Raw genomic sequence first — 26,660 nt, 5'->3', positions numbered from 1 at the left:
CAAACCCGGAGCGGTCGGCTTGCCTGCCGCTCCTGTTTTCACATTTTAGACTGACGCCTATAAACCAATAGGGAAAGGGACTCACCATGCCCAATATCATCCAGTCCAGCCTGACCTCCGAAGGCAAAAAATTTGCCATCGTCGTAAGCCGTTTCAACGACTTCATCACCGAACGCCTTGTGGGCGGTGCCGTGGACGCCCTGACGCGCAGCGGCACAAAAGACGCAGACATCGACATCATCAAGGTCCCCGGTGCCTTTGAGATTCCCCTGCTGGCCCAGAAAGCCGTGCAGACCGAAAAATACGATGCCGTCATCTGCCTGGGTGCCGTCATCCGCGGGGCCACCCCCCACTTTGACTACGTCTGCGCCGAAGTATCCAAGGGCGTGGCCCATGTCAGCCTGGAAGCCAACATCCCCGTCATCTTCGGGGTCGTCACCACCGATACCATCGAGCAGGCCATTGAACGGGCCGGCACAAAAGCCGGGAACAAAGGCTTTGACTGTGCCCTGTCTGCCATCGAAATGGCCAACCTCATGACCGTCATGGATGAAGGACAGAAGTAAATGGGAGTAAGACGAGGCGCACGGGAGCTTGCGTTGCAGGCTCTCTTTTTTGCGGATATAAAGCCCCAGGCCCGCCACGACGCGGTGCAGCTCTTTCGGGACAACTACATCACCGACGAGGCGTATCTGCCCTTTTTCGATACCCTCACCGAAGGTGTCCTGGACAACCTGGAAGAGATCGACGCCGCCATTGCAAACCGATCCAAGAACTGGAAGGTCTACCGCATGTCTTCCGTGGATCGCAATGCCTTGCGGGTCGGGGTGTTTGAGATCATGTTCCTTGAAGATGTCCCGGACAAGGTAGCCATCAACGAGGCCATTGAGATCGGCAAACACTTTGGAACCGCAGAGTCGGGCGCCTTTATCAACGGTATCCTCGATGCCGTGTCCGCTGACAAAAGCTAAACTTTAGGAGGACCCGACCTTGTTGATCACAGACCTTGTTGTGGGACCCATCGGTGCAAACTGCATCATCCTCGGATGTGAAACCACCCGCGAAGCAGTGGTTATCGATCCCGGCGACGACGCCTCACGTATCTTGAAGGCCCTGGCCGATGAAAAGCTCACCGTTAAAGCCATCATCAACACCCACGGCCACTTTGACCATGTGGGGGCCAACAAGCGCCTGAAAGAGGCCACGGGCGCCGAGCTCATGATCCATGAAGCCGACGCGTCCATGCTCCAGGAGCTCTCGGTGACGGCCATGGCCTTTGGGCTCAAGGCGGAAAACTCGCCCCCGGCCGACCGTCTCCTCACCGACGGTGACACCATCACCTTCGGCAACAAGACCCTGGCGGTCCTCCACACACCGGGCCACACCCCCGGCGGGATCACCTTGTACTGCAAGGACGAGAAGGCGGCCTTTGCAGGGGATACCCTCTTCTACGGCTCCATCGGAAGAACCGACCTCCCCGGCGGCAACTACGCCACCCTCATCGCCAGCATCAAGGAGCAGCTCTTTTCCCTGCCCGATGACACCGTGGTCTACACCGGCCACGGTCCCAAGACCACCATCGGCACCGAAAAGCAGTACAACCCCTTTCTTAAGTAGAAGGGGGCGGGCATGACGCCCGGACTCCGGTACCAAATCAAAACGGGCCGTATCCCATCCGAAAAAAGGATGGGATACGGCCCGTTTTTTTTAAGGCGTCACAGCGGTAACTATTCAGATCAAACAAGCCTCCGGCGGCCCGCCGGCCTCCCTACCCCTCCTCCTCCGCCACCGAGCCGGGACCGGCCAGGGGCCGGAAACTCTTTTTGGAGGCCTGGCAGAAGGGGCAGGCCCAGTCATCGGGCAGATCCTTGAACGCGGTGCCGGGCGGGGTGCTGGTTTTGGGTTCCCCTTTGTCGGGGTCGTACACATAACCGCAGTTGTGGACCTGGCATTGATACATGTCTTTGAGTGAAGCCATGGAAGTACCTCCTGAAAGGATTGACGGGGGGTCGACACCACAATCATGTCGGGCTGCTGTCGGAACCAACAAAAGGGCACTACGGCATAACCTACCAAGTTTTTCGATATTATTCCAAGGTGTTTTGCCTCAGCCCCCCATACCCGCGGCCTAATTTATCCAAAGGCCCCCAGCTGGCATGCCCGAATCTTGACCCCGGTCTTTTCGCAGGCCCCGGCCAGTAGGGCCCGGGAGAGACCGTCCTCCTTGGCCTTGACAAAAATCTCCGCACAGGTGACGTGCCCCTTTGCCTCGGCACGTTCATTCAGCCAGCCGGCCACCTCTTCGGAGATGATCTCAGGAATCTGGATCCGTTTCTGCTTGTCCGGACCGAACCCGAACAGCCCCAGCTGGCAGGTCTCGATACGAATCTTGAGCTCATCAAGGCATGACCCGGCCTCCCCGGGGGTCACACCACAGCGCAGGGCCGTGGACAAGGCCAGGGCGCAGCTGATACGCCCCTGCCTTGCAGCCCCTTTCAACTCTTTGACTACCTGGTCTTTTGACACTGCCATTGCGCTACCTCCCCGTACACAGATCGTTCCTCGGTTGATTTACCCCAAGCCCCCATAAAACGGGCCTTTTCCACACCTCATTTCCCTTGCCATGGGCTGTGCTGTTCTGATACTCTTTTCCAACATTTACCGTAACGGCTCCCGCCAAAAACAACGCACTCCACTCATCCCGACCGGCAGGTGGCATCCACGCTCCGGTGGTGACCATCGTCTCCAAGACCATGGCCACGGACACCGCCCCGTGGCGCACGGGATGTTTGTCTGTTTTTCCGTGTCGTTACATAAAGAAAGACCCCCGGATGTATCCCACGGATCGCGCCCCGCGGAGCAGGTCGCCACAAAGACAAGGCTCCCTGGCGGCTCACCGCCGGACAAGGCGGCAACCCCGTGAATCAAGTGATCTGTTTGTTACATTTCCGGGAGCCCGACGTTCAGACATGCATCACGACGAGAGGGAACCGTCTGGTTTGCCCACAACCCGTCTGATACAATAACAGTTGGAAGGCGCTTTCGCCAAGCCCCACGGCATCGCGCCGGGGTGAGTCTGCCCCGGCCCGTAACGGCCCCACCCTGCCGAAGCCGTATGGCACCGGCCCCTTCCGACGAAAGAGATACGACCCATGTCCCTGGTTCAGACACGAAAAAAAACACGAACCCTCCGTGTCGGAGGGGTGGCCGTGGGCGGTGACGCCCCCATCTCGGTGCAGTCCATGACCAACACCCGCACCGAAGACATCAAGGCCACCGTGGCCCAGATCCACCGCCTGCAAGAGGCAGGGTGCGAGATCGTCCGGGTGGCGGTTCCCGGCATGGAGGCGGCCGAAGCCATCGCCGCCATCAAAAAAGAGATCGCCATTCCCCTCATCGCAGACATCCACTTCGACCATCGGCTGGCCATTGCCGCCGCTGAAAACGGAGCCGATGCCCTGCGCATCAACCCGGGGAACATCGGCAGCCGGGAAAAGGTCGTCAAGGTGGTCACCTGCGCCAAGGAACGCGGCTTGCCCATCCGCATCGGGGTCAACGCCGGGTCCCTCTCCCAGGAGATCCTGGACCGGTTCGACGGGGTCACCCCCGAGGCCATGGTGGCCAGTGCCATGGAGAACATCCGTATCCTTGAGGAGCTCGACTTTTTCGACATCAAGATCTCCCTGAAGGCGTCGGACGTCACACGCACTGTGGAGGCCTACCGCCTCCTCTCCGGTCAGGTGGACTACCCCCTGCACGTGGGGGTTACCGAAGCTGGCTCCCTGTTTCCCGGGGTGGTAAAATCCTCCATCGGCATCGGCATGCTCCTCTCCGAGGGCATCGGGGACACCATCCGCGTCTCCCTGACCCGGGACCCCGTGGAGGAGATCCGCGTGGGCCAGGAGATCTTAAAGTCCCTGGAACTCCGGCGCTTCGGCCCGGAGATCGTCTCCTGCCCCACCTGCGGCCGCTGCAACATCGACCTGTTCTCCATCGTGGAACAGGTGGAACAGGCCCTCATCGGCCGAAAGACGCCCATCAAGATCGCCATCATGGGATGCGTGGTCAACGGCCCCGGAGAAGCCCGGGAAGCCGACATCGGCGTTGCGGGCGGCCACGGCATCGGGATTCTGTTCAAAAAGGGGCAGGTGGTGAAAAAATTCCCCGAAGATCAGTTGGTGGAGGTGCTCCTGGCCGCCATCGATGATTTTGAAAAAAATAAAGCGTAACGACTCAACAGACCATAAAGAAACGATCACGGCCTGCATTAAAAACCGGCCGATATACCCATGAGGACGACAATGGCAAAAAAGGTACAGACAGCGATTACCCCCACCCGAACCGAAGACTACCCCCAGTGGTACCAGCAGGTGGTCAAGGCCTCCGACATGGCCGAAAGCTCCCCTGTGCGCGGGTGCATGGTGATCAAGCCCTGGGGCTATGCCCTCTGGGAAAACATCCAGAAGTCCATGGACGCCAAGTTCAAAAAAACCGGCGTGAGAAACGCCTACTTTCCCCTTTTCATCCCCTTGAGCTTCCTTGAAAAAGAAGCCGAACACGTGGAGGGCTTTGCCAAGGAGTGCGCCGTGGTGACCCACCACCGCCTTGAAGCAGGGCCCGAAGGGGGCCTGGTGCCCGCAGGGGAGCTCGCCGAGCCCCTCATCGTGCGCCCCACCTCCGAGACCATCATCGGGGACTCCTTTGCCAAATGGATCACCAGCTACAGGGACCTTCCCGTCCTCATCAACCAGTGGGCCAACGTGGTGCGCTGGGAAATGCGCACCCGGACCTTCCTGCGCACCAGTGAGTTCCTCTGGCAGGAAGGGCACACCGCCCATGCCACCTCCGAAGAGGCGATTTCCCGCACCGAGCAGATGCTGGAGGTCTACGCCAATTTTGCTGAAGAGTATCTCGCCATGCCGGTAATCAGGGGCCGCAAGTCAGACTCCGAACGATTCCCCGGCGCCGTGGACACCCTCTGCATCGAAGCCATGATGCAGGACCGAAAAGCCCTGCAGGCTGGGACCTCCCACTTCCTCGGCCAGAACTTCGCCAAGGGATCGGGCATCACCTTCCAGAGCGCCGATGAAAAAGAAGAGTACGCCTGGACCACCTCCTGGGGCACCTCCACCCGCCTCATCGGCGGCATGATCATGACCCACGGCGACGACGACGGCGTCATCATGCCCCCCCGCATCGCCCCGGCCCACATCGTGCTCCTGCCCATCTTCCGCAAGCCCGAAGAGAAAGAGGCGGTGCTGGCCTACACCCGCAAGCTGGCCGAAGAGCTCTCCCAGGTGACCTACCACGGCCGTGCCATCGAAGTGGAAGTGGACGAGCGCGAGATCGGCGGCGCCCGAGGCTGGGACTGGATCAAAAAAGGCATTCCCGTCCGCGCCGAGATCGGCCCCCGGGACATGAAAGAGGACTCGGTCTTCATGGCCCGCCGCGACCTCTCCCCCAAGGAGAAGCGCGGCGTCAAGCGCGAAGAGCTCCTGGCCACCCTGCCCGCCATCCTGGACGAGATCCAGCAGACCCTCTTCGACCGGGCCCTGGCCCACCGAGAAGCCAACACCCGTCCCATGGACGACAAAGAGGCCTTCTACGCCTGGTTCACCCCGGAAAATGAAGAGAAGCCCGAAATCCACGGCGGGTTTGCCCTCTCCCACTGGTGCGGAGACGGCGACTGTGAAGAAAAGATCAAAACCGACCTGAAGGTCACCATCCGATGCATCCCCTTTGAAGGCGAGGAAGAAGAGGGCACCTGCATCTGCTGCGGCAAACCCAGCAAAAAACGGGTGATCTTCGCCAAGGCATACTAATACCCCCAAAGGGGCCGCCACATCCGGTGACGGCCCCTTTGGTTTTTGTTTGATGTCAACGTAACGAAACGGTTTTCTTTAAACGTTGCGCTTTAACGCGTCGCGTTACCAAAGGCTGAACCGTTACATGTGCAAAAAAACCTTAACGTAAAAAATGGCCCCGGGGCCACGTGGTGAGGCAGCAGTACCGATGATCCGTATAAACGATATCCTGGACAGAATCATAGAAATCCATCCCGATGCCGACCTGGACATCGTGGAAAGGGCTTACATCTTTTCCGCGCGCGTCCACGACGGCCAGACACGCCTGTCCGGAGAGCCCTACCTCACCCACCCCCTGGAAGTGGCCTACATCCTGGCCGACATGAAACTCGACGTGGAGAGCGTGGCTGCGGCCCTGCTCCACGACGTGGTTGAAGACACCCACGCCACCGAAGAGGAGATCGCCCAGTACTTCGGCACCGGGGTGTGCCATATCGTGGCCGGGGTCACCAAGCTCAGCAAACTCAGCTTTGCCACCTCCCAGCAGCGCCAGGCCGAGAGCATCCGTAAGATGATCCTGGCCATGGCCAACGACATCCGCGTCATCCTCATCAAGCTGGCCGACCGCCTCCACAACATGCGCACCCTGAAGTTCCACAAGCGCGAGGAGAAAAAGCGGCAGATCGCCAAGGAGACCATGGACCTTTACGTGCCCATCGCCTCCCGCCTGGGGATCTACTGGCTCAAACAGGAGCTCGAGGACATCGCCTTTGAAACCCTGCAACCCGAAGAGTACAAGAAAATCCGGGAGCAGGTGAAAGACGATCAGCTGTCCCAGGAAGAGGTGGTCGCCTCCACCAAAAACCGCATCAAGGAGCTCATGGAGGATGCAGGGCTCCACGGCCAGGTCATGGGACGCTACAAGCAACTCTACAGCATCCACCACAAAATGGTCTCCCAGCAGCTCACCTTTGACGAGATCTACGACCTCGTGGCCTTCCGCATCATCCTGGACACCATCCCCCAGTGCTACACGGCCTTAGGGATCATCCACAGCACCTGGAACCCCATCTCCGGAAAATTCAAAGACTACATCGGCGTGCCCAAGCCCAACATGTACCAGTCCCTCCACACCACGGTGGTGGGACCCGGCGGGCACCGCATCGAGGTGCAGATCCGCACCAAGGAGATGGACAAAGTCGCCAAATCCGGCATCGCCGCCCACTGGTCCTACAAAGAGGGCAAGGTGGCCGACGAGAAGCTGGGGGAAGCCTACGCCTGGGTCCAGGACCTGGTGGAGAACCAGGAAAACGTGAAGAACCCCGGCGAGTTCATGGAGAACGTCCGCATCGACCTCTTCCAGGACGAGGTGTACGTCTTCAGCCCCAAGGGGGAGATAAAAACCCTGCCCAAGGGTGCCACCCCCATCGACTTTGCCTACGCCATCCACACCGAGGTGGGCAACCAGTGCAGCGGCGCCAAGGTCAACGGCCGCCTGGTCTCCCTCACCTACGAGCTCCAGACCGGCGACGCCGTAGAGATCATCATCACCAAGGGCAACACCCCCAGCAAGGACTGGATCGGCTTTGTAAAGACCGTAAAAGCCCGCTCCAGGATCCGGCACTTCATCCGCTCTGAGGAGAAAGAACACAGCGTGGCCCTGGGCAAGGACCTGCTGGAAAAAGAGTTCAGGAAGCACGGCCTCAACTTCAACAAGCTCTCAGCAACGCCGGAGATGGAAGAGGCCGCCGCCGCCTTCGGCTTCAAGGGCGCCTCCTCCCTCGTGGAAAACGTGGGCTACGGCAAGGTGACCCCCCGTCAGGTGGCAAACCGCTTCCTCCCCCAGGAGAGCAAGCAGGAGAAACCCGAACACTCCCTCTTCCACCGGCTCATGGGCCGATCACGAAAGAAGAAAGAGGGGGATGCCGTCATCGTCAAGGGCATCGACAACATCCTCATCCGTCTGGGCAAATGCTGCAACCCCGTGCCCGGGGATGAGATCACCGGCTACGTCACCCAGGGCCAGGGCATCACCATCCACCGCAGCAACTGCACCAATGCCCTTACCATGAGCCCGGAGCGCTGCGTGGACGTCACCTGGGCCAGCGAAACCCAGGAAAGCCTGCCCGTCAGCATCCTCGTGCGTTCCCAGGACCAGGTGGGCCTGCTGGCCAAGATCACCTCGGCCATCAGCGACAGCCGCGCCAACATCGTGGACCTTGTCATGAGCCGCCAGGACCAGGGCGGCTACGAATGCACCTTTACCCTCAATGTCAGCAACACCGACCAGATCAAAAAGGTCATCCAGAACATCAAGCGCATCCGCTCCGTCCGAGAGGTGCGCCGAATCGGCGACTGATGTGCCTTGGGCGGCCCTGCCGGGGCCAGACTTTTGCCGATTTTTTGGGGCTGGTTTTGACACACAGGCCATAAAAAAACAGCAGAATGGATGTCGTTTTCATGGAGGAAAGCGCCTCCTCGGCGAGGGAGGCCATGCTGTTGATAATCAGGCCCCGAAGCCGCGCCACCCTAAAATTCTGTTCTTTAAGGCCTTCAATCATCCGGTTGGTGTCGCTGGCACTCGGGTGTCGAAATCACCGGAGGCTACGGCGGTGAAGGTTCGGGTCTCTTCCTCCAGAAACTCGTGAATGTTCAGGGCATAGGTCATCACGATGTTAACCGTCCAGCCAGTCATGCCAGCCACAAAAAAACGCCTCCGGTTCTCACCGAAGGCGTTTTTTTATTTTTCAACAGGTCACATCAGGTTCGTCAGGACACCTCAAGCCCCTTTTTTTCCATCAAGGCCAGGCCGTACTCAATGGAGACGGCATAGCTGATCTGGGTGTCGTATCCCGAAGGCCGACTGCCCCGGGCAAAATCCCCACCGTCTTCAACCGGGGAAAACCGCCCGATGACCACCCCGATAACCCGGCCGTCATCGGCATTCACCAGGGGGCCTCCGGCCACGCCGTCAAACACCATGGTGTCGAAAAGCAAAAGCCGCTTTCCGTTCCTGGAACACACCTTGGAACTCAGGATCGCACTCTGGGCCACGAGGTTATGCATTTCATCGTGGCCGAAGGGAAACCCGAGGCTGAGAAGGCTGGTGCCTATAATCAGGTTCTCGGTGGTCCCCCCAAGGTGATCCGGGGTCCGGATACGCAGGTTTCGATCGATCTCCAGAAGCGCCACATTGTGGACCGTGTCCGCAGCCGCCACCGAGACGCTCATGGCCGACACCCGATCCAGGCTGATGGGCATGAAATCGTCCGGGTTGCTCGTGGGAACCACCATCAAGCCTTCGGGGTCCTCCTCAATGAGGTGGGCTGCCGTCAGCAAGTACCCGTCGTCGTGCATGAGAAAGGCCGTCCCCAAAAACACAACGGAGCTCTCCTTCTTCCGCACCAGCATCATGCACCCGCCTGCAAATTTCTGACTCACATCCTGTAACATCGCTTATCCTCCTTTTGCAGATCAGGCGCTTTTCTTGCGCGCAAACACGACGTGGGGGGCCTCGGCACCCTCGATCTCAAACTCTTCGCCCTTCTTCTTGCCGGTCTTCACGCTGAAGGTCTGGACCCCGATGTACTCGTTGAGCCCTTTCTTCAGGCTCACGCACATGATGATCAGGACAATGCCAAAGGGCAGCCCCGTGGTGATCACCGCAGACTGCAGGGCGGCCAGGCCGCCGCAGAGCAGCAGGGTCGCCGCCACCACCCCTTCCAGAATGGCCCAGAAAAGGCGCTGGGGAATGGGGGGATCCGGGTTGCCGCCGGCGGTGATGATGTCGATGACCATGGACCCCGAGTCCGACGAGGTCACAAAAAAGCTCACCACCACGAGAACCCCCAGCACACAGGAGATGCCGGATAACGGAAAGTGCTCAAGGAGGACAAACAAAGAGACCGGCACGTTCTTGGCCACAGCCTCGGCAATGCCGCCGCCACCGAACATCTCGATGAACAGTGCGGAGTTCCCGAACACCGTCAGCCACACAAAGGTGACAAAGGCCGGAATGCAGAGGACCCCCATGATAAACTCTCGGACGGTGCGCCCCTTGGAGACTCGGGCGATAAACATCCCCACAAAGGGAGACCAGGCAATCCACCAACCCCAGTAAAAGACGGTCCAGCCGTTCTGCCAGTTGGTGTTCTCAAAGGTTTCGCTCCAGGTGGCCAGCTTGGGAAAATTCTGAATGTAGGATCCGATGTTTTCGAGGAGGCCGTTGAAAATAAAGAGCGTGGGACCGCACACCAGAACAAAGAGCAACAGCCCCGTGGCCAGCCAGACATTGAGTTCCGAGAGCCTTCGGATCCCCGCATCCAGCCCCTTCACCACAGACGTCGTGGCAATGGCCGTAATCCCTGCGATGAGCCATAGCTGGGTGGTGGCACTCTGCTCCCACCCGAAAAGGTGGGCCAGACCGGCGTTGATCTGCTGCACACCGAACCCCAGGGAAGAGGCCACACCGAAAAGGGTGGCCACCGTGGCCAGGATATCGATGACATTGCCCCAGAAACCGTGGATACGCTCCCCGAGCAGGGGGTAGAACACCGCACGGATGGAGAGGGGAAGCCCTTTGTTAAAGCTGAAAAAGGCCAGGGCCAGCCCCACGATGGAGTAGACGGCCCAGGGGTGGAACCCCCAGTGGAGAAAGGTGATGGCCATGGCGGTTCGCGCCGCTTCCGTGGGGCCATCTGAAGGAAACGGGCTGGCACCGAAGTGGTACATGGGCTCTGCCACCCCGTAAAAAAGAAGGCCGATGCCCATGCCCGCGGAAAAGAGCATGGAAAACCAGCTGAGGGTGCTGAAGTCAGGTTCGGCGTCTTCCCCCCCGAGCCGGATATCTCCGTACCGACTGAACATCAGGTAGAGGGCAAAAAAGAGAATGATGTTCATGGTCCAGACAAAAAACCAGCCGGCATTGGAGGAAATCGCCGCCTGAAGCGGACCGAAAAAATCGCCGACTTTCTGATGAAAAAAGATGGTGAACACCACAAAGCCAACAATAATGGCTGCTGAGGTGAAAAAAACCTGGGGATGGACATCAAAGCGGGGAGACGCGCCCGAAGGCGCAGAAGAGGCATCGGAAGCCCCCTGAGGGTTTAACTCGCTGTCTGTCATAAGAAAAATCCACTGAGTGTTTCAAGAAACCCGAAGGGCGATGAAGATCCCTGGCCGCCGACCCTGTATAAACGGGCCTTCGGAGCATCATGAAACCCTGCAGCACACCCGAGGAAATCAAGCCATAAACCTGATTTCCTCGGGTGTTGCTGCCGGAAAGCTGCCGTGCGGGCCCCATGCAAAATATGCCTGCAGATCCTTCTCGCCTCTCCGGAACAACCGGAATCCGGCCCGCGGGCATTAAGGACAACCTTACCGTGGGCCGGGAAAACATGCGGGATGATCACTCACTTCATACCTTACACGAGCAGCAGACCACTCGAAATTTAAAATACTAAGAAAGCAATAAAGCAACAATGTGTTTTCAAATAACTTTTCAAAACATGACCGCACTTAAAAAGCACGGTAAAGTCAGTCATCTCGCAAAAACCGAAACAGGCTAACATAAATAAGGGAACTTTAAAACCCTTGTAATTATGATGCTAACAGCGCCCCATCCAAGCCTTATGGCGCAGACGTGCGCCCATCAAGGGAATCTCGCCATACACGTAACCCGCTGTTTCACAGATTTAAATTTTCGGACAATGGGACATTTTCAACACAAGATTTCCTAATATTAGATGGGAATTCATCGCCATGCCGTATTCGGCCTGCCGCCCCCGGAAATGTCGGGTAATACCTGGCCCTTGCCCCGAATTTTCCCACTCTTTTCTTGACTTTTGATATGAATTATATTTTTATTCTGAATATCATTCAATTATGGAATTGCGTTTTACCCAAGCTTCCCGCCGGCCCTGCCTTTTCGCCGGATCCATCCATCCCACCCCTGGAGGCCTTATGGAATTCGCGTTTACCAAAGACCAACTGATGTTCAAAAAAGAGGTGATCCGATTCGCCCGGAAAGAGATCGTCCCTCGCGTGGAAGAGAACGATCGGAACCACACCTTCGACTTTGACGCCTTTCGGAAAATGGGAGAGTTCGGCCTTCTGGGCCTCCACCTCCCGGAAACCTACGGCGGCTCCGGCGCCGACGTGGTCACCACGGTACTGGCAGGAGAGGCCCTGGGTGAAGCAGGTGTGGACGGAGGGCTCACCCTCTCCTACGGCGCCCACTCCTTCCTCTGCGCCGACACCCTCTGCTGCCACGGCACCGAGGCCCAAAGGCAAAAATACCTGCCGGACCTCATCTCCGGCGCAAAAATCGGCTGCATGGGGCTCACCGAACCCAACGCCGGCTCCGACGTCGCCTCCATGAAAACCACGGCCACCAGAAAAGGCGACACCTATGTGTTAAACGGCAGCAAAACCTTCATCACCAACGGCCCCATCGCCGATGTGGCCCTCATCTACGCAAAAACCGACCCCCAAAAAGCCCACGACGGCATTTCCGCATTCATCGTGGAAAAAGGCACCCCCGGCTTTGAGGCAGGCCCTCCCATGAACAAACTGGGCTGCAGAAGCTCCCAGACCTCGGAGCTCTTCTTCTCCGACTGCGTCATCCCTGCGGAAAACCTGGTGGGCACCGAAGGCACGGGCTTTCTCATGGCCATGCAGACCGTGGAGTGGGACCGCAGCGCCCTGCTCTCCCCCATGGTGGGCGGCATCAACCACGCCCTTGCCCGCTCCGTGGCCTACGCCAAAGGCCGGGAACAGTTCGGGCGCCCCATCGGCGCGTTCTACGCCACCAAAGAGAAGCTCGCCTCCATGAAGATCTTCGCCGAAGCGGCCAAACTCCTCGTCTACCGTATCGCCTGGTGCAAAGGCCAGGGCAAGCCCGTCAACCACCTGGAAGCGGCCGTGGCCAAACTCTTTGTGGGCGACTGGCTCCTGGGCCCAAGCAACGACGCCCTCCTGCTCCACGGCGGATACGGCTACTGCCACGAGTACGGCATGGAACGCATCTTCAGGGACGGACGCCTCGCCCCCATCGGCGGCGGCACCTCCGATGTCCAGAAAATGATCATCTCCAAAATGATATAGGGGGACCTGCCATGAACTTTGAGCACACCCGGGAAGAACGCGACCTGTTCCTCTCCCTTGAAACCATCCTCGGCACCCACCCCGACGAGCACCCCAAAGCCCTCATCAACCTGCTCTCGGACACCGGCTACACCACCTTGGACGCCCCCGGCCTCGCCACCGCCCTTCCCGGTGCGCAGGAACGCCTGGCCCAATGGAACCCCACAGCCTACCGCACCGTAGAATACGGCCTGCGCATTGCAGCGCCCCTCATGGAACGGTTTGGCCAGAAATCCTGGCAGGCAGAGTGGGTAGCCCCCGTCCAAAGCGGAAAAACCCTTGCCACCGCAGCCTTTGAGACCCCTCCGGGCGCAAAAGGCCTCACCGGGACACCCCACACAAACGAGACCTTCATATCCGGTACCTTAACGGGCATCCCCGGTGCCGACATCGCCGACCTTATCGTGGCCGCAGGCACCGTGGACGAAGCCCCGGCCCTTTTTCTCATCGAACAGGGAACCCCGGACATCTCCCTCACCCGGGGAGCCACCGGCCTGTTTACCCTGACGGCCCGCGGCGCAAGCCTTGCCCACACCCACGTGACCGTCCTTGAGCCAAGCGCCCCCATGGCCTCTCTTCTCACCCTCTTAAAAACCCAGCTCCAGGCCTCCGAAGCCACCGGCCACGCCGCCGCCCTCTTTGAACAGGCCAAAAAAGCGGCCAAAACCAAACCCGGCGGCGGCAAGCCCCCCATCGCACGTCAGGAAGTGGGCTTCACCCTGGCCACCATGTACACCCTGCTCCAGACCAGCCGCCTCATGAACGCCAACGCCTCGGCCCTCATCGCCACCGAAGAGAGCGACGCCGCCATGGCCGCACACTGCGCCCGGGTCTTCTGCAGCGACGCCGCCGAAGAGATCGTCTCCTCCGCCCTCTCCGTCATGGGCGAACAAGGCTTTGAAAAAGGAGGCCCCGCCGACCGCCTGGCAACCATCCAGGCCCTGCGCGTGGAAGGCGCCTCCGTGGGCCAGACCAAAGAGGCCATCGGCAACATGCTGCTGAAATATTAACGGCATAAAACACAGCCTCCGGCGGCCCTGCCGGGGGCCAAGCTTTTGAAAAGCTTGACAAACAGGTTTTAAAATTTCCCGACTCCTTTGGAGATAGGCCGGTTTAAGCCAAATAGTCAACGAGTTACGATAACGAATCTTAACCCTTTAAGGCTTGTTGCATCGCTCGTACAAACCACCAACATATGTTTCGGGCGAAGCCCGAGCCCAAGGCCCTTGCGCTTTAACCCGAAGAACGAGGGACAAAGCGCTGGGGCAATATGCTTTCGAGATGTTTTCGCTATTGTGGCTTCGCCACCCTCGCCGCCGGAGGCCGTGCGGTTAAATCAACACAGGGCAGGTGGTGACAACGTATCCTGTAACGTCGAAGCTTGTGATCCAGTCCGCATCAACCATCAGAGTTCATGTCGGGCGCAGCCCGAGCCGAAAGCCATTGCGCATTGTCCTGAGGAACGAAGGGCAAAGCGCAATGGCAATAAGCTTTCGAGGTGTTTTTCGCTATAGTGGCTTCGCCACCCTCGCCGCCGGAGACAGGCTTTTCCTTGCACTTTAACCATAGAAGGCACGCTTTTGTTTTTTTCCTGTGCCCTAAAAAATGATTCCAAATACGGAGGATATATGGCTGTTATCAGATCTGCGGTGGATACGACGTCTGAGACCTACCGGAAAAATGTGGAGGCGATGTCCGAGCGGGTAGGGATGTTGAAGGAACGGCTCAAGGAGGCACGGGAGGCCCGGTCGGACAAGGCAAAATCCCGGCTGGCCCAGCAGAACAAGCTGTCGGTGCGGGAGCGCCTCGACCTTCTCTTGGATCGCAACACGCCTTTTCTGGAGTTGGGGGCCCTGGCAGCCTACGGCCAGTACGACGGCAAGGTCCACGGTGCGGGCAGCGTCATGGGCATCGGGGTGATCCACGGCCGGGAGGTGATGGTCCACGCCAACGACCCCACCATCAAAGGGGGCACGGTCTACCCCATGGGGGTGAAAAAGACCCTCCGGTGCCAGGCCGTGGCCATGGAGAACCGCCTGCCCACGGTCTATCTCATTGATTCGGGCGGGGCCTTTCTACCCCTGCAGTCCGAGGTGTTTCCCGACATCGACGACGGAGGCCGGGTCTTCTACAACCAGGCCATGATGTCCAAGATGGGCATCCCTCAGATCACCTCGGTCATGGGGCTTTGCACGGCCGGGGCCGCCTACATCCCGGCCATGAGCGACGAGGTGGTCCATGTCAAGGGCACCGGAGCCATCTTTCTGGGCGGCCCGCCCCTGGTCAAGGCCGCCACTGGCGAAGAGGTCACCGCCGAAGAGCTGGGCGGGGCCGACCTCCACTGCCGGGAGTCCGGGGTCTCGGACTACCAGGCCCAGGACGATGCCCAGGCCCTTGCCATGGTGCGCGAGTCTGTCCGCCAGCTTCCCGGAAACGGCAAAAGCACCATGCCCATGGCCGAGCCCACCGAGCCCCTCTACGACCCCGAAGAGCTCTACGGCATCGTCAGCCATGAGCTGAAAATACCCTACGATGTCCGAGAGATCATCGCCCGCCTCGTGGACGGCAGCGACTTCCACGAATTCAAGCCTTTGTACGGCTCTACCCTGGTGTGCGGCTTCGCCCATATCCACGGCTACCCCGTGGGCATCCTTGGCAACAACGGCATCCTCTTCTCCGAGAGCGCCCTCAAGGCCACCCAGTTCATCCAGCTCTGCGACCGGCGTGGCATCCCCCTGGTCTTCCTCCAGAACATCAACGGCTACATCATCGGCAAGGCCTACGAGGCCCAGGGCATAACCAAGGATGGCCACAAGATGGTCAACGCCGTGGCCACCGCCTCGGTGCCCAAGTTCACCGTCATGGTGGGGGCCTCCTTCGGCGCCGGAAACTACGGCATGTGCGGCAGGGCCTACAGCCCCCGCCTCCTCTGGACCTGGCCCAGCCACGAAATAGGCGTCATGGGCGGAGAGCAGGCCGCAGGCGTCCTTGTCACCGTCAAAAACGACCAGCTCGCCCGGGAAGGACAGCCGCCCCTCACCGACGAGATGGTTGATCAGATCAAGGTCCCGGTCATGGACGCCGCCCGAAAGGAAGGTGACGCCTACTACAGCACCTCCCACCTCTGGGACGACGGCATCATCGACCCCAAAGACACCCGCACCGTCCTGGCCCTCTCCATCTCCGCAGCCCTCAACGCCCCCCTGCGTGACGACAAGGAAGGGTTTGGAGTGTTCAGGATGTGACCAGGGAATAATCCCCTGGACCCCAGGCTCGCGAATGCTCCGAGCCCTCGCTTGTCGCACCGCAAACCGCTGATGCAGGTTGAAGGCCGAGACGAAGAGTTGGCGGAAGCGGATTCCTCGGGCACGTCACATTCGCTGACGGGCTGCGCCCGTGGGTAAAGAAACTGAGAAACAAAACGTATCGAAAACGCTAAAACAGCCTTAAAAAAGTAAGAGATCTCACCAAAGGCACCAATATTAAATCCTATTTGCGGCAAAAATATAACACCGTGACCACACTCTTACGAAGCTTGTGAGTCAGCCCGTATAAACCATCGGCGTTTATGTCGGGCGAAGCCCGAGCCGAAGGCCCTTGCGCTTTGGCCCGAGGAACGAGGGACAAAGCGCAAGGGCAATCAGCTTTCGAGGTGTTTTTCTATAGTGTGGCTTCGCCACCCTCGCCGCCGAAGGCACGCTTTTTAACCCGATGTTAACGACGAGGCAAAAATGACTCAAACCATTGATAAGGTATTGATCTCCAATCGAGGGGAAATTGCTGTTCGGATTATGCGCACCTGCCGTGAGATGGGGATTGAGACAGTGGCGGTGTATTCGGAGGTGGACCGCAAGGCGGCCCATGTGCTGGCAGCGGATGAGGCGGTGTGTATCGGGCCTGCCGAGGCGGCGCAGAGCTATCTCAACATGGACGCCATTGTTGGGGCGGCACGTAGCACGGGGGCTCAAGCGATCCACCCGGGATACGGGTTCCTGGCGGAGAACGCGGAGTTTGCCGAGCGATGCAGGGCCGAGGGGTTTCTCTTCATTGGACCGGAGCCTGAGGTGATCCGCCTGCTGGGGGACAAGACGGCGGCAAGAAAAAAGCTGTCTACCGAAGGGCTTCCCATCATCCCAGGGACCTTGGGGGGTGAGGCCTCCCTGAAAGAGCAGGAGAAGGCGGCCCTTGCCATGGGGTATCCCGTGGTGGTGAAGGCGGCTGCCGGGGGCGGGGGCAAGGGGATGCGAACCGTCATGCGGCCTGCGGAGCTGGAGGCGGCCCTGGCGGCAGCTTCAGCCGAAGCATTGGCTGCCTTCGGAAGCGGCGAGGTTTACATCGAGAAATACTTAGAAGGGCCCCGCCACATCGAGGTACAGATCCTGGCCGATACCTTCGGAAACGCCATCCACCTTATTGAGCGGGAGTGTTCGGCCCAGCGGCGCCACCAGAAGATCGTGGAGGAGTGTCCCTCGCCTGTGGTGGACGAAACGCTCAGGCACACCATGGGCATGGCGGCGGTCAACGCGGCCAAAGCCGTGGGGTACACCAACGCAGGCACCTTTGAGTTCCTGATGGATCAGGAGATGAACTTTTATTTTCTGGAGGTCAACACCCGCCTTCAGGTGGAGCACCCCGTCACCGAAATGATCACCGGCGTGGACCTGGTGAGAGAGCAGATCCGCATTGCAGCGGGCGAGCCCCTGGCCTTGTCCCAGGAAGACATCATCCCACGGGGCCACGCAGTGGAATGCCGCATCTACGCCGAAGACCCGGCAAACAACTTCATGCCCTGCCCCGGCACCCTCCGGACCCTGGAGGAACCCTCAGGACCCGGCGTCCGCGTGGACAGCGGGGTCTACCAGGGATGGACCGTGCCCATGGAGTACGACCCCATTCTCTCCAAGCTCATCACCTTCGGCCAGGACCGACAGGCTGCCACCCAGCGCATGGTCCAGGCCTTGAAACAAACCGTCATCACCGGCATCAAAAGCCCCGTGCCCTTTCTCATCGACCTCCTGGAATCCGAGACCTTCCGGAACGGCCAGGTCAAAACCGACACCATCGACACCACCCTCTCGGGCTGGTCCCCGACCCGCCCGGAGGTGGAAGCCCTGCTCGCCTACGTGGCCCATGACCTCTTCGGCCAGGCAAAGGCTGCACAGCCCCAAGGCCCCTCTGCCCACCCGTCCCCCTGGACCCGGCTCGGGCCTTTTCGAATATAAGCAGGGGATAAATCCCCTGCACCCCAGGCTCGCGAATGCTCCCGGTCTTCGTTCCTCAGGCCGATCCCATTCGCTGACGGGCTTCGCCCGTAACCGCAAACAAAGTCATCGCAGATCACCGACGGTCACCAAACCGCCTTTCATCCGACATGGAGAAGACCATGGACTACCGATGCAAAACAGGAGACACCGAAACCACTCTCACCTGCACCACCCACAAGGACGGATTCTCCACAGAAATCGACGAAACCCCCTACACCGTCTCTGCTGCGCCCGTGGATGAGACAAAGCTCCATCTGTTTATCAACGGCCGGGGCCTCCTTGCCCATGTCGAGGAGATTGAAGGCGGCAAGCGTGTCACCATAGACGGCGTCCCTGTGGAAATCTTCGATGCGGACCGGCTTGCCCACCCACCAAGCGCCCCCGACGAACTGCCCGGAGACGTCACTCCGCCCATGCCCTCGGTGGTGGTTGCCGTCCTCGTGGCCCCAGGCGACCAGGTGGACAAAGGCACTCCCCTTGTCACCGTCTCCGCCATGAAGATGGAGACCACCCTGGTAGCCCCCTTTGACGCCAGGGTCTCGGCCATCAACGCCAACCCGGGCGATCAGGTGATGCCGGGTGAGATCCTTGTAAGCCTTGAGGCCAAAGGGCAGGAGGAAGAAAAAACAGGAACTGGCGGCTAAACCGGACAATCAACATTTTAAAATCACGATTCCTGCGACTATGTCCGAATAAACCGTTAACCGTTATGTCGGGTGAAGCCCGAGCCGAAGGCCTTCGCACTTTTTCCTGAGGAACGAAGGAAAAAGTGCAAAGGCAATCAGCTTTCGAGATGGCTCACCTCGCCGCCGGAGGCTTGCTTTTTCAATTGACGTTCACCATAGAAGGCATTTTTTCCACAACAAAGGAGATTGCCATGACGGACGCACCCCACCTGCTTTACACGCTCACGGATGCCGTGGCCTGCATCACCATCAACCGCGAGGCCCGTAAAAACGCTTTGAGCCCGGAGGCCATCGCCCTTTTCCACGATCATCTGGATGCCGTGGAGACGGATGCCTCGGTACGGTGCGTCCTCATCCGGGGTGCGGGATCCCGGGCTTTCTGCACCGGGGCGGACCTGGGCTCGGCCATCAAGACCGACGGGGACGCCCTGCCCACGGCCCTGGCCTACGCCCGGCTGCTCCACAGGCTCCACACCTTTCCCAAGCCCACGGTGGCCATGGTCCAGGGGTACTGCCTGGCCGGGGGCATGGGCCTGATGCTCGCCTGCGACATGGTCCTGGCCGACGACAAGAGCCGCTTCGGCACCCCGGAGGTCAACGTGGGGCTCTTCCCCATGATGATCGGCGCCCTCATCTTCCGCAACGTCCCCCGCAAGAAAGCCATGGAGATGATCCTCACCGGGCGCATGATCGAAGCTGCCGACGCCCTGGCCATGGGCCTTGTCACGGCCCTGCACCCCGCAGAAACCCTTGAGACCGAGACCCGAGACCTCCTCTCCCTGCTGGCAGGCAAAAGCCCCATCGGCCTGCGCCTGGGCAAGGAGGCCTTCGCGTCCGTGGAGGCCCTGCCCTTTGACAAAGCCGTCGACAGCCTCGCCCAGGCCCTCACCCGCGTCATCGCCACACAAGACGCCGCCGAAGGCCTCAAAGCCTTTATGGAAAAACGGACACCGGAGTTTACCGGAACATAATAAAAAAAGCCTCCGGCGGAATGCCCTTTGCCCCTCGCTTGTCGCGCCGTAGCCTATTGACGTTAATCGAATGGTGACTCATAGCCATGGGCGTAGGCGGATTCCTCGGGTCAAATCACATTCGCCTTTAAACGAGATCTCTTCAAAAATGAGTTTTTTAGACCTATTTGTTAAACTTTTTAAAAGTTTAGCCCCCGGCAGGGCCGCCGGAGGTATAAGCTAGCAGGAGGCCTCATGCCACACGAACATGCTGACGAAAAATTGATCATCGCCAATTGCAGTGGTTTTTACGGGGATCGATTCACGGCCATGAAGGAGATGGTGGAGGACGGGGAGATCCATGTACTCACCGGGGATTACCTGGCAGAGCTGACCATGGCCCTGTTGTTCAAGGCCCGGCGCAAGGATCCGTCCCTGGGGTATGCGGGAACCTTTTTGAAACAGATGGAAGAGGTGATGGGCACCTGCCTGGAGCGCGGAATCCGCGTGGTGACCAATGCAGGGGGACTCAATCCCAGGGGGCTTTGCGCGGCCCTTGAAAAGATGGCTTCGGCACTGGGGCTTTCACCGGTCATTGCCTGCATCGAAGGGGACGACCTCATGCCCAACCTTGCAGGCCTTCAGAAAAGCGGAGAAAGCTTTTGCCACCTTGACCGGGGCACGCCCCTGTCCGAGGGCGGGGTCTTTCCCATCACGGCCAACGCCTATCTGGGAGGCTGGGGGATTGCCGAAGCCCTGGGTCAGGGGGCCGACATCGTCATCGGCGGGCGCCTTGCCGACGCCTCCCTTGTGTCCGGTCCCTGCGCCTGGCATTTCGGCTGGAAACGGGATAACTGGGACGCCCTGGCAGGCGCGGTGGCGGCCGGTCACGTCATTGAGTGCGGCACCCAGGCCACCGGAGGCAACTACTCCCATTTTGAGGAGGTCCCCTCCTGGACAAAGGTGGGTTTTCCCCTGGCCGTCATGGAGCGCGACGGCTCTTCGGTCATCACCAAGCACAAGGGCACAGGTGGCCTGGTCTCCGTGGGCACGGTAACGGCCCAGCTCCTCTATGAGATCGAATCCCCGGCCTACCTGAACCCGGACGTCACGGCCCGCTTCGACACCCTGCACATTACCGATGACGGAAAAGACCGGGTGCGGCTCTCTGGGTGCAAGGGGTCATCGCCCCCTGCCACGGCCAAGGTGTGCATCAACACCATCGGAGGCTACCGGAACACGGTCTCGGTGCTTCTCACGGGCCTTGACCCCGACGCAAAAGCCCGCATCGTGGAAGAGATGCTCTTTGACGGGCCTGAAGGGCAGAAGCGGTTTGCCTCGGTGGAGACCCAGCTCCTCAAGAGCGCTCACCCGTGCCCCCGATGCATGGAAGAGGCCATGAACCTCCTGCGAATCACCGTGCGGGACCCGGACGAGAAAAAAGTGGGCCGCGCCTTCACCGCAAAGGTGGTGGAGCTCGCCCTCTCCTCCATCCCCGGGTTCAACCTCACGGCCCCTCCGGCACCTGCGGTCCCGGAGATCATCCACTGGCCCGCCCTCATCCACAAAGGCAATCTCTGCGAAGCCGTCCACATCCACAACACCACCATCCTCGTGGACCCCGTAGAGGGCAATAGTGCCGGTGCCCTGCCCCCGGATACGCCCGGTGACGAAGCGCCAGCGACAGGCGCCACCGTCACCCTGCCCATGGGCCACCTGTTCGCCACCCGCTCCGGGGACAAGGGCGGCAACGCCAACCTCGGCGTCTGGGCCAGCACCCCCGAGGCATTTCACTTCTTGCAGGCAACCCTCACCCCGGCGCGCCTCAAAGAGCTCCTGCCCGACCTGGCCCCCTTTGCCGTGGACCGCTGGTCCCTGCCCAACCTGAACGCCGTCAATTTTTATATCCGGGGCCTCCTGGGCGACGGCGTCGCCGCCTCCTCCCGCATCGACGCCCAGGCCAAAACCCTGGGGGAATACCTCCGGTGCCAGCCCATGGAGGTACCGAAGGCGCTGGGAGACGGACTGAGATAAGTCGGCTCAAAAAGCGTGCCTCCGGCGGCGAGGTGAGCCACCTCGAAAGCTGATTGCCCATGCGCTTTGTCCCTCGTTCCTCGGGCCAAAGCGCAAGGGCCTTCGGCTCGGGCTTCGCCCGATACAAACGCCGGTGGTTTGGGCGGACAAGCTCTCTCCCATCGACGGTATGGGATACGCTATCGAAACTTGTCCATTATCGGTTTAACCGGAAGAACTCCGGCGGCATGCTGTGCCATCTTGAAAGCAGCTTGCGGGTGTGCTGTATGCACTGCTTGATTTACGAGGCACGATGACGGTTCGCGTTACGCTAACCGGTGCGGGAGCCGCACCCTACAGGCCACGGATACTCCGATGCGGCTCGAGCAAAACGCAAGGGTACGCCGTGCGAACCCCGTGTCGTACGAGGCACGCTGGCGGTTTGCGTTGCGCTAATCGGTGCGGGAGCCGCACCCTACAGGCCACGGATACTCCGATGCGGCTCGAGCAAAACGCAAGGGTACGCCGTGCGCACCGCTTGACGTACGATACACGCTGGCGGCTCGCGTTATGCAAAGCGGTGCGGGAACCGCCCATACTTTGCCTTGGCCCGCGTTGTGGGGTTTGCTATGGAATGTGGATGGATTGCGCGGAAATACAGACTTTGGAGAGCTTGATGCAGGAAAACACGGACACCACCAGACAAGAAAAACCCTCAACGGCCAGGCGCAGGCGGGAAAAAGCCCACCGGGAGCGCACCATTCTCGATGCGGCTTTAAATCTCTTTGTGGCAAAGGGTTTTCACAAGACCAGCGCCAATGAAATCGCCAACGCCGCCGAAGTGTCCGTGGGCACGGTCTACTTCTACTTCAAAAACAAAGAGGCCCTTCTCATCCGCCTCACCGAAGAGATCTCTTATGAACTCAGGAAGCTGGTGGGCTCGGAGTTCACCAACTCCGACGGTACCCTGGACGGGTTCAGGCGGGCCGGGATCTCCTTCTTTAAAGATTTTTGCATTCCCCACCCTGAAAAGGTAACCCTCCTCTTCCGGGAAGCGGTGGGACACAGCCAGGCCGTGGAAAAAGCCAGGAAAAAAGGGTTTACCCAACTCACCGAGGATGTGCGCAAGGCGATTCTATTCATGGCGGAAAACATGGGCCGGCCCCTCACCGACCCGGATTCCGCGGACGTTTTGGCTGTCAGCATCGTGGGGATCTACGAACGGGTGGCTTACAACTATCTCTTCTGGAAAGAGGAAGAGGCGGACATCCTCAAGGTTGGGGAAGACGCGGTGACGTTTCTCGTGGCAGGGGTGGATCGGTTTCTCAAACCTTAGGCCCAGACTGTCGACAAGAGCAGGTGGCGATCGTTATCCCTCACGACTCCGGAGCAGGTGATTCCGCTTTCCGGGCAAGCTCCTCGTGGAGCCAGCTGGGGATCGGCTCGTTGAAGTAGGCCCTCACCACGGCATGGCCGATTTCATGGCGCAGGATGCGGATCTCACACTCCATGGGGATCACGATGAGGTTCTCCACGGCAGCATAAAAGGCCGGCACGTTCGTGGGGCGTCCGAATATGCGGTTGTGCTCCTTGGACACGGCCTCTCTGTCCGGAACGATCAGGATACTGTAGTCTGTCTGGGAGGGATAAAGCTGGAGGGTTTTGGACACGTCTCTTTCCACAGCCACCGGATCTACTTTCCACTCCGATGTCGTGGCACACGCACTTACCACAAATGCCGACAAAGCGGCCAAAAAAAACTTCACTACCACACCTGCGATGCTTCAGGCTAACGCCCGTCAATAAAACGGAAGGGCTTGTATCCTCCCAACACTGACACACCAGACAAAGAAACCTGAATTGTCGAACCAGGGGGTTCTTCGGGAAAAGCGAATAAGACGGAAACAACGAAAGAGTGGAAAGGGTATTCCTAAAATCTGATACCAACAAATATAAGACCGTTTTTTTCCGAATCAAGCCACTTTTTTCTAAAATCGACAGGCTATTACGCACCCAGGCCGCCCCCTTGCCCGAACGCCCCTTAACAGGCGCGCTACATCCAGGTTGATACGTATCTCATCGACCCATGACAACCCTGACTTTAGCAGGAACGCTCCCCATGTCACCGGCACCCACCCCGTCGGTCACCTGCCATTCTTTCATCCGCCCTCCCGGAAAAAAACAGGCCGTGATCGATCCGGCAGGATCAAGCACGGCCTGTTTTACAAAAGCGACCGATGAAGGGCGAGGATGGATTCAGCTTTCGTAATCCACCACCACCCTGTCGGAGATGACGGACCGGATATAGGCCAGGACCTCCAGGTGCTCGGGGTGACCCGCGTAGACGCTCAGGGCATCTTTGCTGACATGGGTAGTGGTGAGAACCACGTCAAAAGCCGCTTCCGTGGGGTTGAAGTTGATGCCCACCTCCACGGTCTCCAGCTCGGCAATCTTCGGAGGAAGGGCCTCCAGAAGGGTTTTCATTTTATGCATCGCGTCGTTTTTGTCCTCTGCGCTCAGTTCCTTGTTCATTCGAAATGCGACGACATGCTTGATCATCTGATCCTCCTTATTGATGTTGTCCCGACGCCACGGCCGGGGTCGTGGTTGCCCATCCCCCCGTCTCTCCTGGCACTCCCTGATCCGGCCACTGCACCGCAGCGCCCATCGGGGGAAAGTGTACCAGCCACCATGCAACCTGTCAGCCCATTTTCACGCTTAATATACCCCCTGCAGGTACACCCAGGCACCACACAACCCCTTGATACATCCCCTATTGCCTAATATTTAAAAATGGCGTCGCCCTGAAAAAAGGGAGCGAAGCGCCCCTTTCCTCCACGGGGAGGTCTCTTTCTTAATGGACTTTCCGGTATATCGGACAACATTCCGATATACCGGGCAAAATCATCAAAGGGCATTATTTTATAAGTCAAATTAAGTCCTTTTTACCAAAATTCCATGGGCGTAAAATCAGACAAAAAAATTGACAGGGCCTACCTATTAATGAGAATCAAAGTTCATCTTATTTTTTATAATCACTGGAGGTTTTTCAATGAATCGAACGCTCTCGTTCAGCCGTCTGGCCAAGGGCGGCCTGGTGGCCCTGCTCGCCCTTATGGTCGCAGCTCCCAACGCCCTTGCCCGTACGTCCAAGCACCCCGATACCCTTGTTGTCGCCACCACCTACGACGCAAAAACCCTCGACCCCTATATGACCAACGACGTGGCCTCGTCCAACGCCATGCGCCAGATCTATGAGACCCTGGTGGCCATCGACGCCGAAGGAAACGTGGTTCCCTCCCTGGCCGAAAAAATCGACCGCGTTGACGGAAAGACCTATCGCTTTACCCTGAAAAAAGGGGTCACATTCCATAACGGCGAGACCCTCACCGCAGACGACGCCCTCTACAGCCTGAAGCGCGCCTATGAACGAGGTGCTTCTGTTCGCCACATCCTGGGTGTCATCGATCCCGCAGGCTTCAAAAAAATCGATGACCTCACCTTTGAAGTGAAGACCAAGGAGGCCATGAGCTCCTTCCTGGCCGCCCTTACCCACTTCGGCGGCGGTGTCATCCTCAACCAGAAAGCCGTGGAAGCAGCCGGCGACGACTACGGCTTCAAGCCCGTGGGCACCGGCCCCTACAAGCTCGCCTCCTGGAAAAAAGGCGACCGCATGGAGCTTGAGCGCTTCGAAGCCTACCACGGCACCAAGCCTGAGTTCCCCAAAATGGTCCTGCGCGTGATCCCCGAGGCCTCCAACCGCACCATCGAGCTGGAGAGCGGCGATGTGGACATCTCCTTTGAGGTCTCTTCCCTGGACGTCTCCCGCGTAAAGGCCAACAAAAACCTGGAGCTCCTCACCCTGGTGGACACCGCCACCACCTACATGGGCTTCAACTGCAGCAAGGCCCCTTACGACAATGAGAAGCTCCGTCAGGCCCTGACCCTTGCCATCAACATCCCCGGCAGCGTCAAAGCCGTGTTCCGCGGCAACGCCTTCCCCGCTTACGGCCCCATTGCCCCCAACGTCAAGTACTCCAACAACGACCTTCAGCCCTCCAAGACCGACATCAAAAAGGCCAAAAAGCTCCTTGCCGAAGCCGGTTACCCCAACGGCCTCACCACCACCCTCTGGACCAACTCCAAGAAGGTGCGCGTGGATATGGCCACCATCATCCAGGCCCAGCTCAAAAAGATCGGCGTCACCGTCAAGATCCAGGTTCTGGAGTGGGGTGCCTACCTCCAGGGTCTGAAGGACAACAAGCACGAGCTCTTCATCGTGGGCTGGACCTGCCAGACCCCCGACCCCGACATGGCTGTATTCCCCACCTTCCACTCATCGCAGATCGGCGGCAACAACTTTGCAGCCTTCGGCGATGCCGAGGTGGACGCCCTGCTGGACAAGGCCCGCATCACCCCCGACGGTGCCGAGCGTAAGGCCCTCTACTTCGACATCCAGGACAAGCTCCGTGAAAAAGCGCCCTGGGTCTTCCTGGCCAACAAGAAGATCGCCTACGGCATGCAGAACTACCTGGAAGGGTTCACCCCCAGCCCCTACGGCTTCCACGCCCTCTACGAAGTAAAAATGAAGAAGTAAGCAGAAAGAAGCATGCTCTTCAGGGTGCAGCTTGCACACCATGTGGTGCCAGGCTGCACCCACGCTTTTTTGTAAGAAACATGGTAACGATTCAGCTTATGCCTCCGGCGGCCCTGCCGGGGGCTAAACTTTTGCCTGATTTTCTAAAGGCGGGTTTAACAAACAGGTTTTAAAAGATCTTTTTGAGTGAATTTTTACTTTAA

At 59.2% G+C, this 26,660-nt stretch carries 22 protein-coding genes; 15 read left to right on the top strand and 7 right to left on the bottom strand.

Annotated features, from left to right (window positions below):
• Positions 1 to 86 precede the first annotated feature (86 nt).
• Genes ribH through MSL71_RS07900 form a run of 3 tightly spaced genes read left to right on the top strand, consistent with a single transcriptional unit; the run spans position 87 to position 1,617 of the window.
• Positions 87 to 566 carry a 6,7-dimethyl-8-ribityllumazine synthase gene (gene ribH, locus MSL71_RS07910; RefSeq protein ID WP_180138513.1) on the top strand — a complete coding sequence of 160 codons (480 nt, stop codon included), beginning with the start codon at positions 87 to 89 and terminating at the stop codon, positions 564 to 566.
• On the top strand, positions 567 to 971 hold the full coding sequence (gene nusB, locus MSL71_RS07905) for a transcription antitermination factor NusB (protein ID WP_180138511.1): 405 nt from the start codon (positions 567 to 569) through the stop codon (positions 969 to 971).
• A 19-nt stretch (positions 972 to 990) separates the two neighbouring features.
• Positions 991 to 1,617: an MBL fold metallo-hydrolase gene (locus MSL71_RS07900; RefSeq protein WP_180138509.1), complete on the top strand. Its 627-nt coding sequence runs from the start codon at positions 991 to 993 to the stop codon at positions 1,615 to 1,617.
• Between the two features lie 151 nt (positions 1,618 to 1,768).
• Here MSL71_RS07900 and MSL71_RS07895 read toward each other — a convergent pair whose 3' ends face one another.
• Together MSL71_RS07895 and MSL71_RS07890 are read right to left on the bottom strand one after the other, a co-directional pair.
• Entirely contained in the window at positions 1,769 to 1,978 is a 210-nt protein-coding gene (locus MSL71_RS07895) for a rubredoxin (protein WP_180138507.1), read from the bottom strand.
• 155 nt (positions 1,979 to 2,133) lie between these two features.
• Complete coding sequence (locus tag MSL71_RS07890; RefSeq protein WP_180138489.1) at positions 2,134 to 2,532, bottom strand: hypothetical protein; 399 nt, start codon at positions 2,530 to 2,532, stop codon at positions 2,134 to 2,136.
• A 620-nt stretch (positions 2,533 to 3,152) separates the two neighbouring features.
• On the opposite strand from MSL71_RS07890, the gene ispG reads away from it, so the two are divergent.
• From ispG to MSL71_RS07875, 3 genes are all read left to right on the top strand, one after another.
• Positions 3,153 to 4,229: a flavodoxin-dependent (E)-4-hydroxy-3-methylbut-2-enyl-diphosphate synthase gene (ispG, locus tag MSL71_RS07885; RefSeq protein WP_180138487.1), complete on the top strand. Its 1,077-nt coding sequence runs from the start codon at positions 3,153 to 3,155 to the stop codon at positions 4,227 to 4,229.
• Between the two features lie 72 nt (positions 4,230 to 4,301).
• Complete coding sequence (gene proS / locus MSL71_RS07880) at positions 4,302 to 5,822, top strand: proline--tRNA ligase (RefSeq protein ID WP_180138485.1); 1,521 nt, start codon at positions 4,302 to 4,304, stop codon at positions 5,820 to 5,822.
• A gap of 190 nt (positions 5,823 to 6,012) precedes the next feature.
• Entirely contained in the window at positions 6,013 to 8,163 is a 2,151-nt protein-coding gene (locus tag MSL71_RS07875) for a RelA/SpoT family protein (RefSeq protein ID WP_180138483.1), read from the top strand.
• 198 nt (positions 8,164 to 8,361) lie between these two features.
• Here the strand turns inward: MSL71_RS07875 and MSL71_RS07870 are convergent, their stop codons facing one another.
• The 3 genes from MSL71_RS07870 to MSL71_RS07860 all read right to left on the bottom strand — a co-directional run bounded on the left by MSL71_RS07870 (position 8,362) and on the right by MSL71_RS07860 (position 10,928).
• Positions 8,362 to 8,508 (bottom strand): hypothetical protein, encoded by a 147-nt coding sequence (locus MSL71_RS07870; RefSeq protein ID WP_180138481.1) that lies wholly within the window; start codon positions 8,506 to 8,508, stop codon positions 8,362 to 8,364.
• 65 nt (positions 8,509 to 8,573) lie between these two features.
• Positions 8,574 to 9,257, bottom strand: coding sequence for a S1 family peptidase (locus MSL71_RS07865; protein WP_180138479.1), 684 nt, complete (start codon positions 9,255 to 9,257; stop codon positions 8,574 to 8,576).
• Between the two features lie 21 nt (positions 9,258 to 9,278).
• A complete protein-coding gene (locus MSL71_RS07860) occupies positions 9,279 to 10,928 on the bottom strand; it encodes a BCCT family transporter (protein WP_180138477.1) in 1,650 nt (549 codons plus the stop codon).
• Positions 10,929 to 11,765: 837 nt separating this feature from the next.
• On the opposite strand from MSL71_RS07860, the gene MSL71_RS07855 reads away from it, so the two are divergent.
• From MSL71_RS07855 to MSL71_RS07820, 8 genes are all read left to right on the top strand, one after another.
• A complete protein-coding gene (locus MSL71_RS07855) occupies positions 11,766 to 12,908 on the top strand; it encodes an acyl-CoA dehydrogenase family protein (RefSeq protein WP_180138474.1) in 1,143 nt (380 codons plus the stop codon).
• An 11-nt stretch (positions 12,909 to 12,919) separates the two neighbouring features.
• Positions 12,920 to 13,957: an acyl-CoA dehydrogenase family protein gene (locus MSL71_RS07850; protein ID WP_180138472.1), complete on the top strand. Its 1,038-nt coding sequence runs from the start codon at positions 12,920 to 12,922 to the stop codon at positions 13,955 to 13,957.
• Between the two features lie 618 nt (positions 13,958 to 14,575).
• Complete coding sequence (locus MSL71_RS07845) at positions 14,576 to 16,192, top strand: carboxyl transferase domain-containing protein (protein ID WP_180138470.1); 1,617 nt, start codon at positions 14,576 to 14,578, stop codon at positions 16,190 to 16,192.
• 486 nt (positions 16,193 to 16,678) lie between these two features.
• Complete coding sequence (gene accC / locus MSL71_RS07840; protein ID WP_180138468.1) at positions 16,679 to 18,169, top strand: acetyl-CoA carboxylase biotin carboxylase subunit; 1,491 nt, start codon at positions 16,679 to 16,681, stop codon at positions 18,167 to 18,169.
• A 161-nt stretch (positions 18,170 to 18,330) separates the two neighbouring features.
• Entirely contained in the window at positions 18,331 to 18,855 is a 525-nt protein-coding gene (locus tag MSL71_RS07835; protein WP_218950973.1) for an acyl-CoA carboxylase biotin carboxyl carrier protein subunit, read from the top strand.
• A gap of 233 nt (positions 18,856 to 19,088) precedes the next feature.
• Positions 19,089 to 19,868, top strand: a complete 780-nt coding sequence (locus MSL71_RS07830) for an enoyl-CoA hydratase/isomerase family protein (RefSeq protein ID WP_180138464.1) — start codon at positions 19,089 to 19,091, stop codon at positions 19,866 to 19,868.
• Between the two features lie 234 nt (positions 19,869 to 20,102).
• Positions 20,103 to 21,881, top strand: a complete 1,779-nt coding sequence (locus MSL71_RS07825; RefSeq protein WP_180138462.1) for an acyclic terpene utilization AtuA family protein — start codon at positions 20,103 to 20,105, stop codon at positions 21,879 to 21,881.
• Positions 21,882 to 22,536: 655 nt separating this feature from the next.
• Positions 22,537 to 23,196 carry a TetR/AcrR family transcriptional regulator gene (locus MSL71_RS07820; protein WP_180138460.1) on the top strand — a complete coding sequence of 220 codons (660 nt, stop codon included), beginning with the start codon at positions 22,537 to 22,539 and terminating at the stop codon, positions 23,194 to 23,196.
• Between the two features lie 40 nt (positions 23,197 to 23,236).
• On the opposite strand, the gene MSL71_RS07815 is transcribed toward MSL71_RS07820, so the two are convergent.
• Entirely contained in the window at positions 23,237 to 23,530 is a 294-nt protein-coding gene (locus MSL71_RS07815) for a hypothetical protein (RefSeq protein ID WP_180138458.1), read from the bottom strand.
• 586 nt (positions 23,531 to 24,116) lie between these two features.
• Complete coding sequence (locus MSL71_RS07810; RefSeq protein WP_180138456.1) at positions 24,117 to 24,419, bottom strand: Dabb family protein; 303 nt, start codon at positions 24,417 to 24,419, stop codon at positions 24,117 to 24,119.
• 493 nt (positions 24,420 to 24,912) lie between these two features.
• Here MSL71_RS07810 and MSL71_RS07805 point away from each other — a divergent pair, with 493 nt between their 5' ends.
• On the top strand, positions 24,913 to 26,457 hold the full coding sequence (locus MSL71_RS07805) for an ABC transporter substrate-binding protein (RefSeq protein WP_180138454.1): 1,545 nt from the start codon (positions 24,913 to 24,915) through the stop codon (positions 26,455 to 26,457).
• The last annotated feature ends 203 nt before the right edge of the window (positions 26,458 to 26,660 follow it).

The organism is Desulfoluna butyratoxydans (assembly GCF_900699765.1).
Classification (GTDB): domain Bacteria; phylum Desulfobacterota; class Desulfobacteria; order Desulfobacterales; family Desulfolunaceae; genus Desulfoluna; species Desulfoluna butyratoxydans.
Note: the sequence above shows the minus strand (reverse complement) of the source record. Positions and strands in the feature narration are given on the sequence as shown.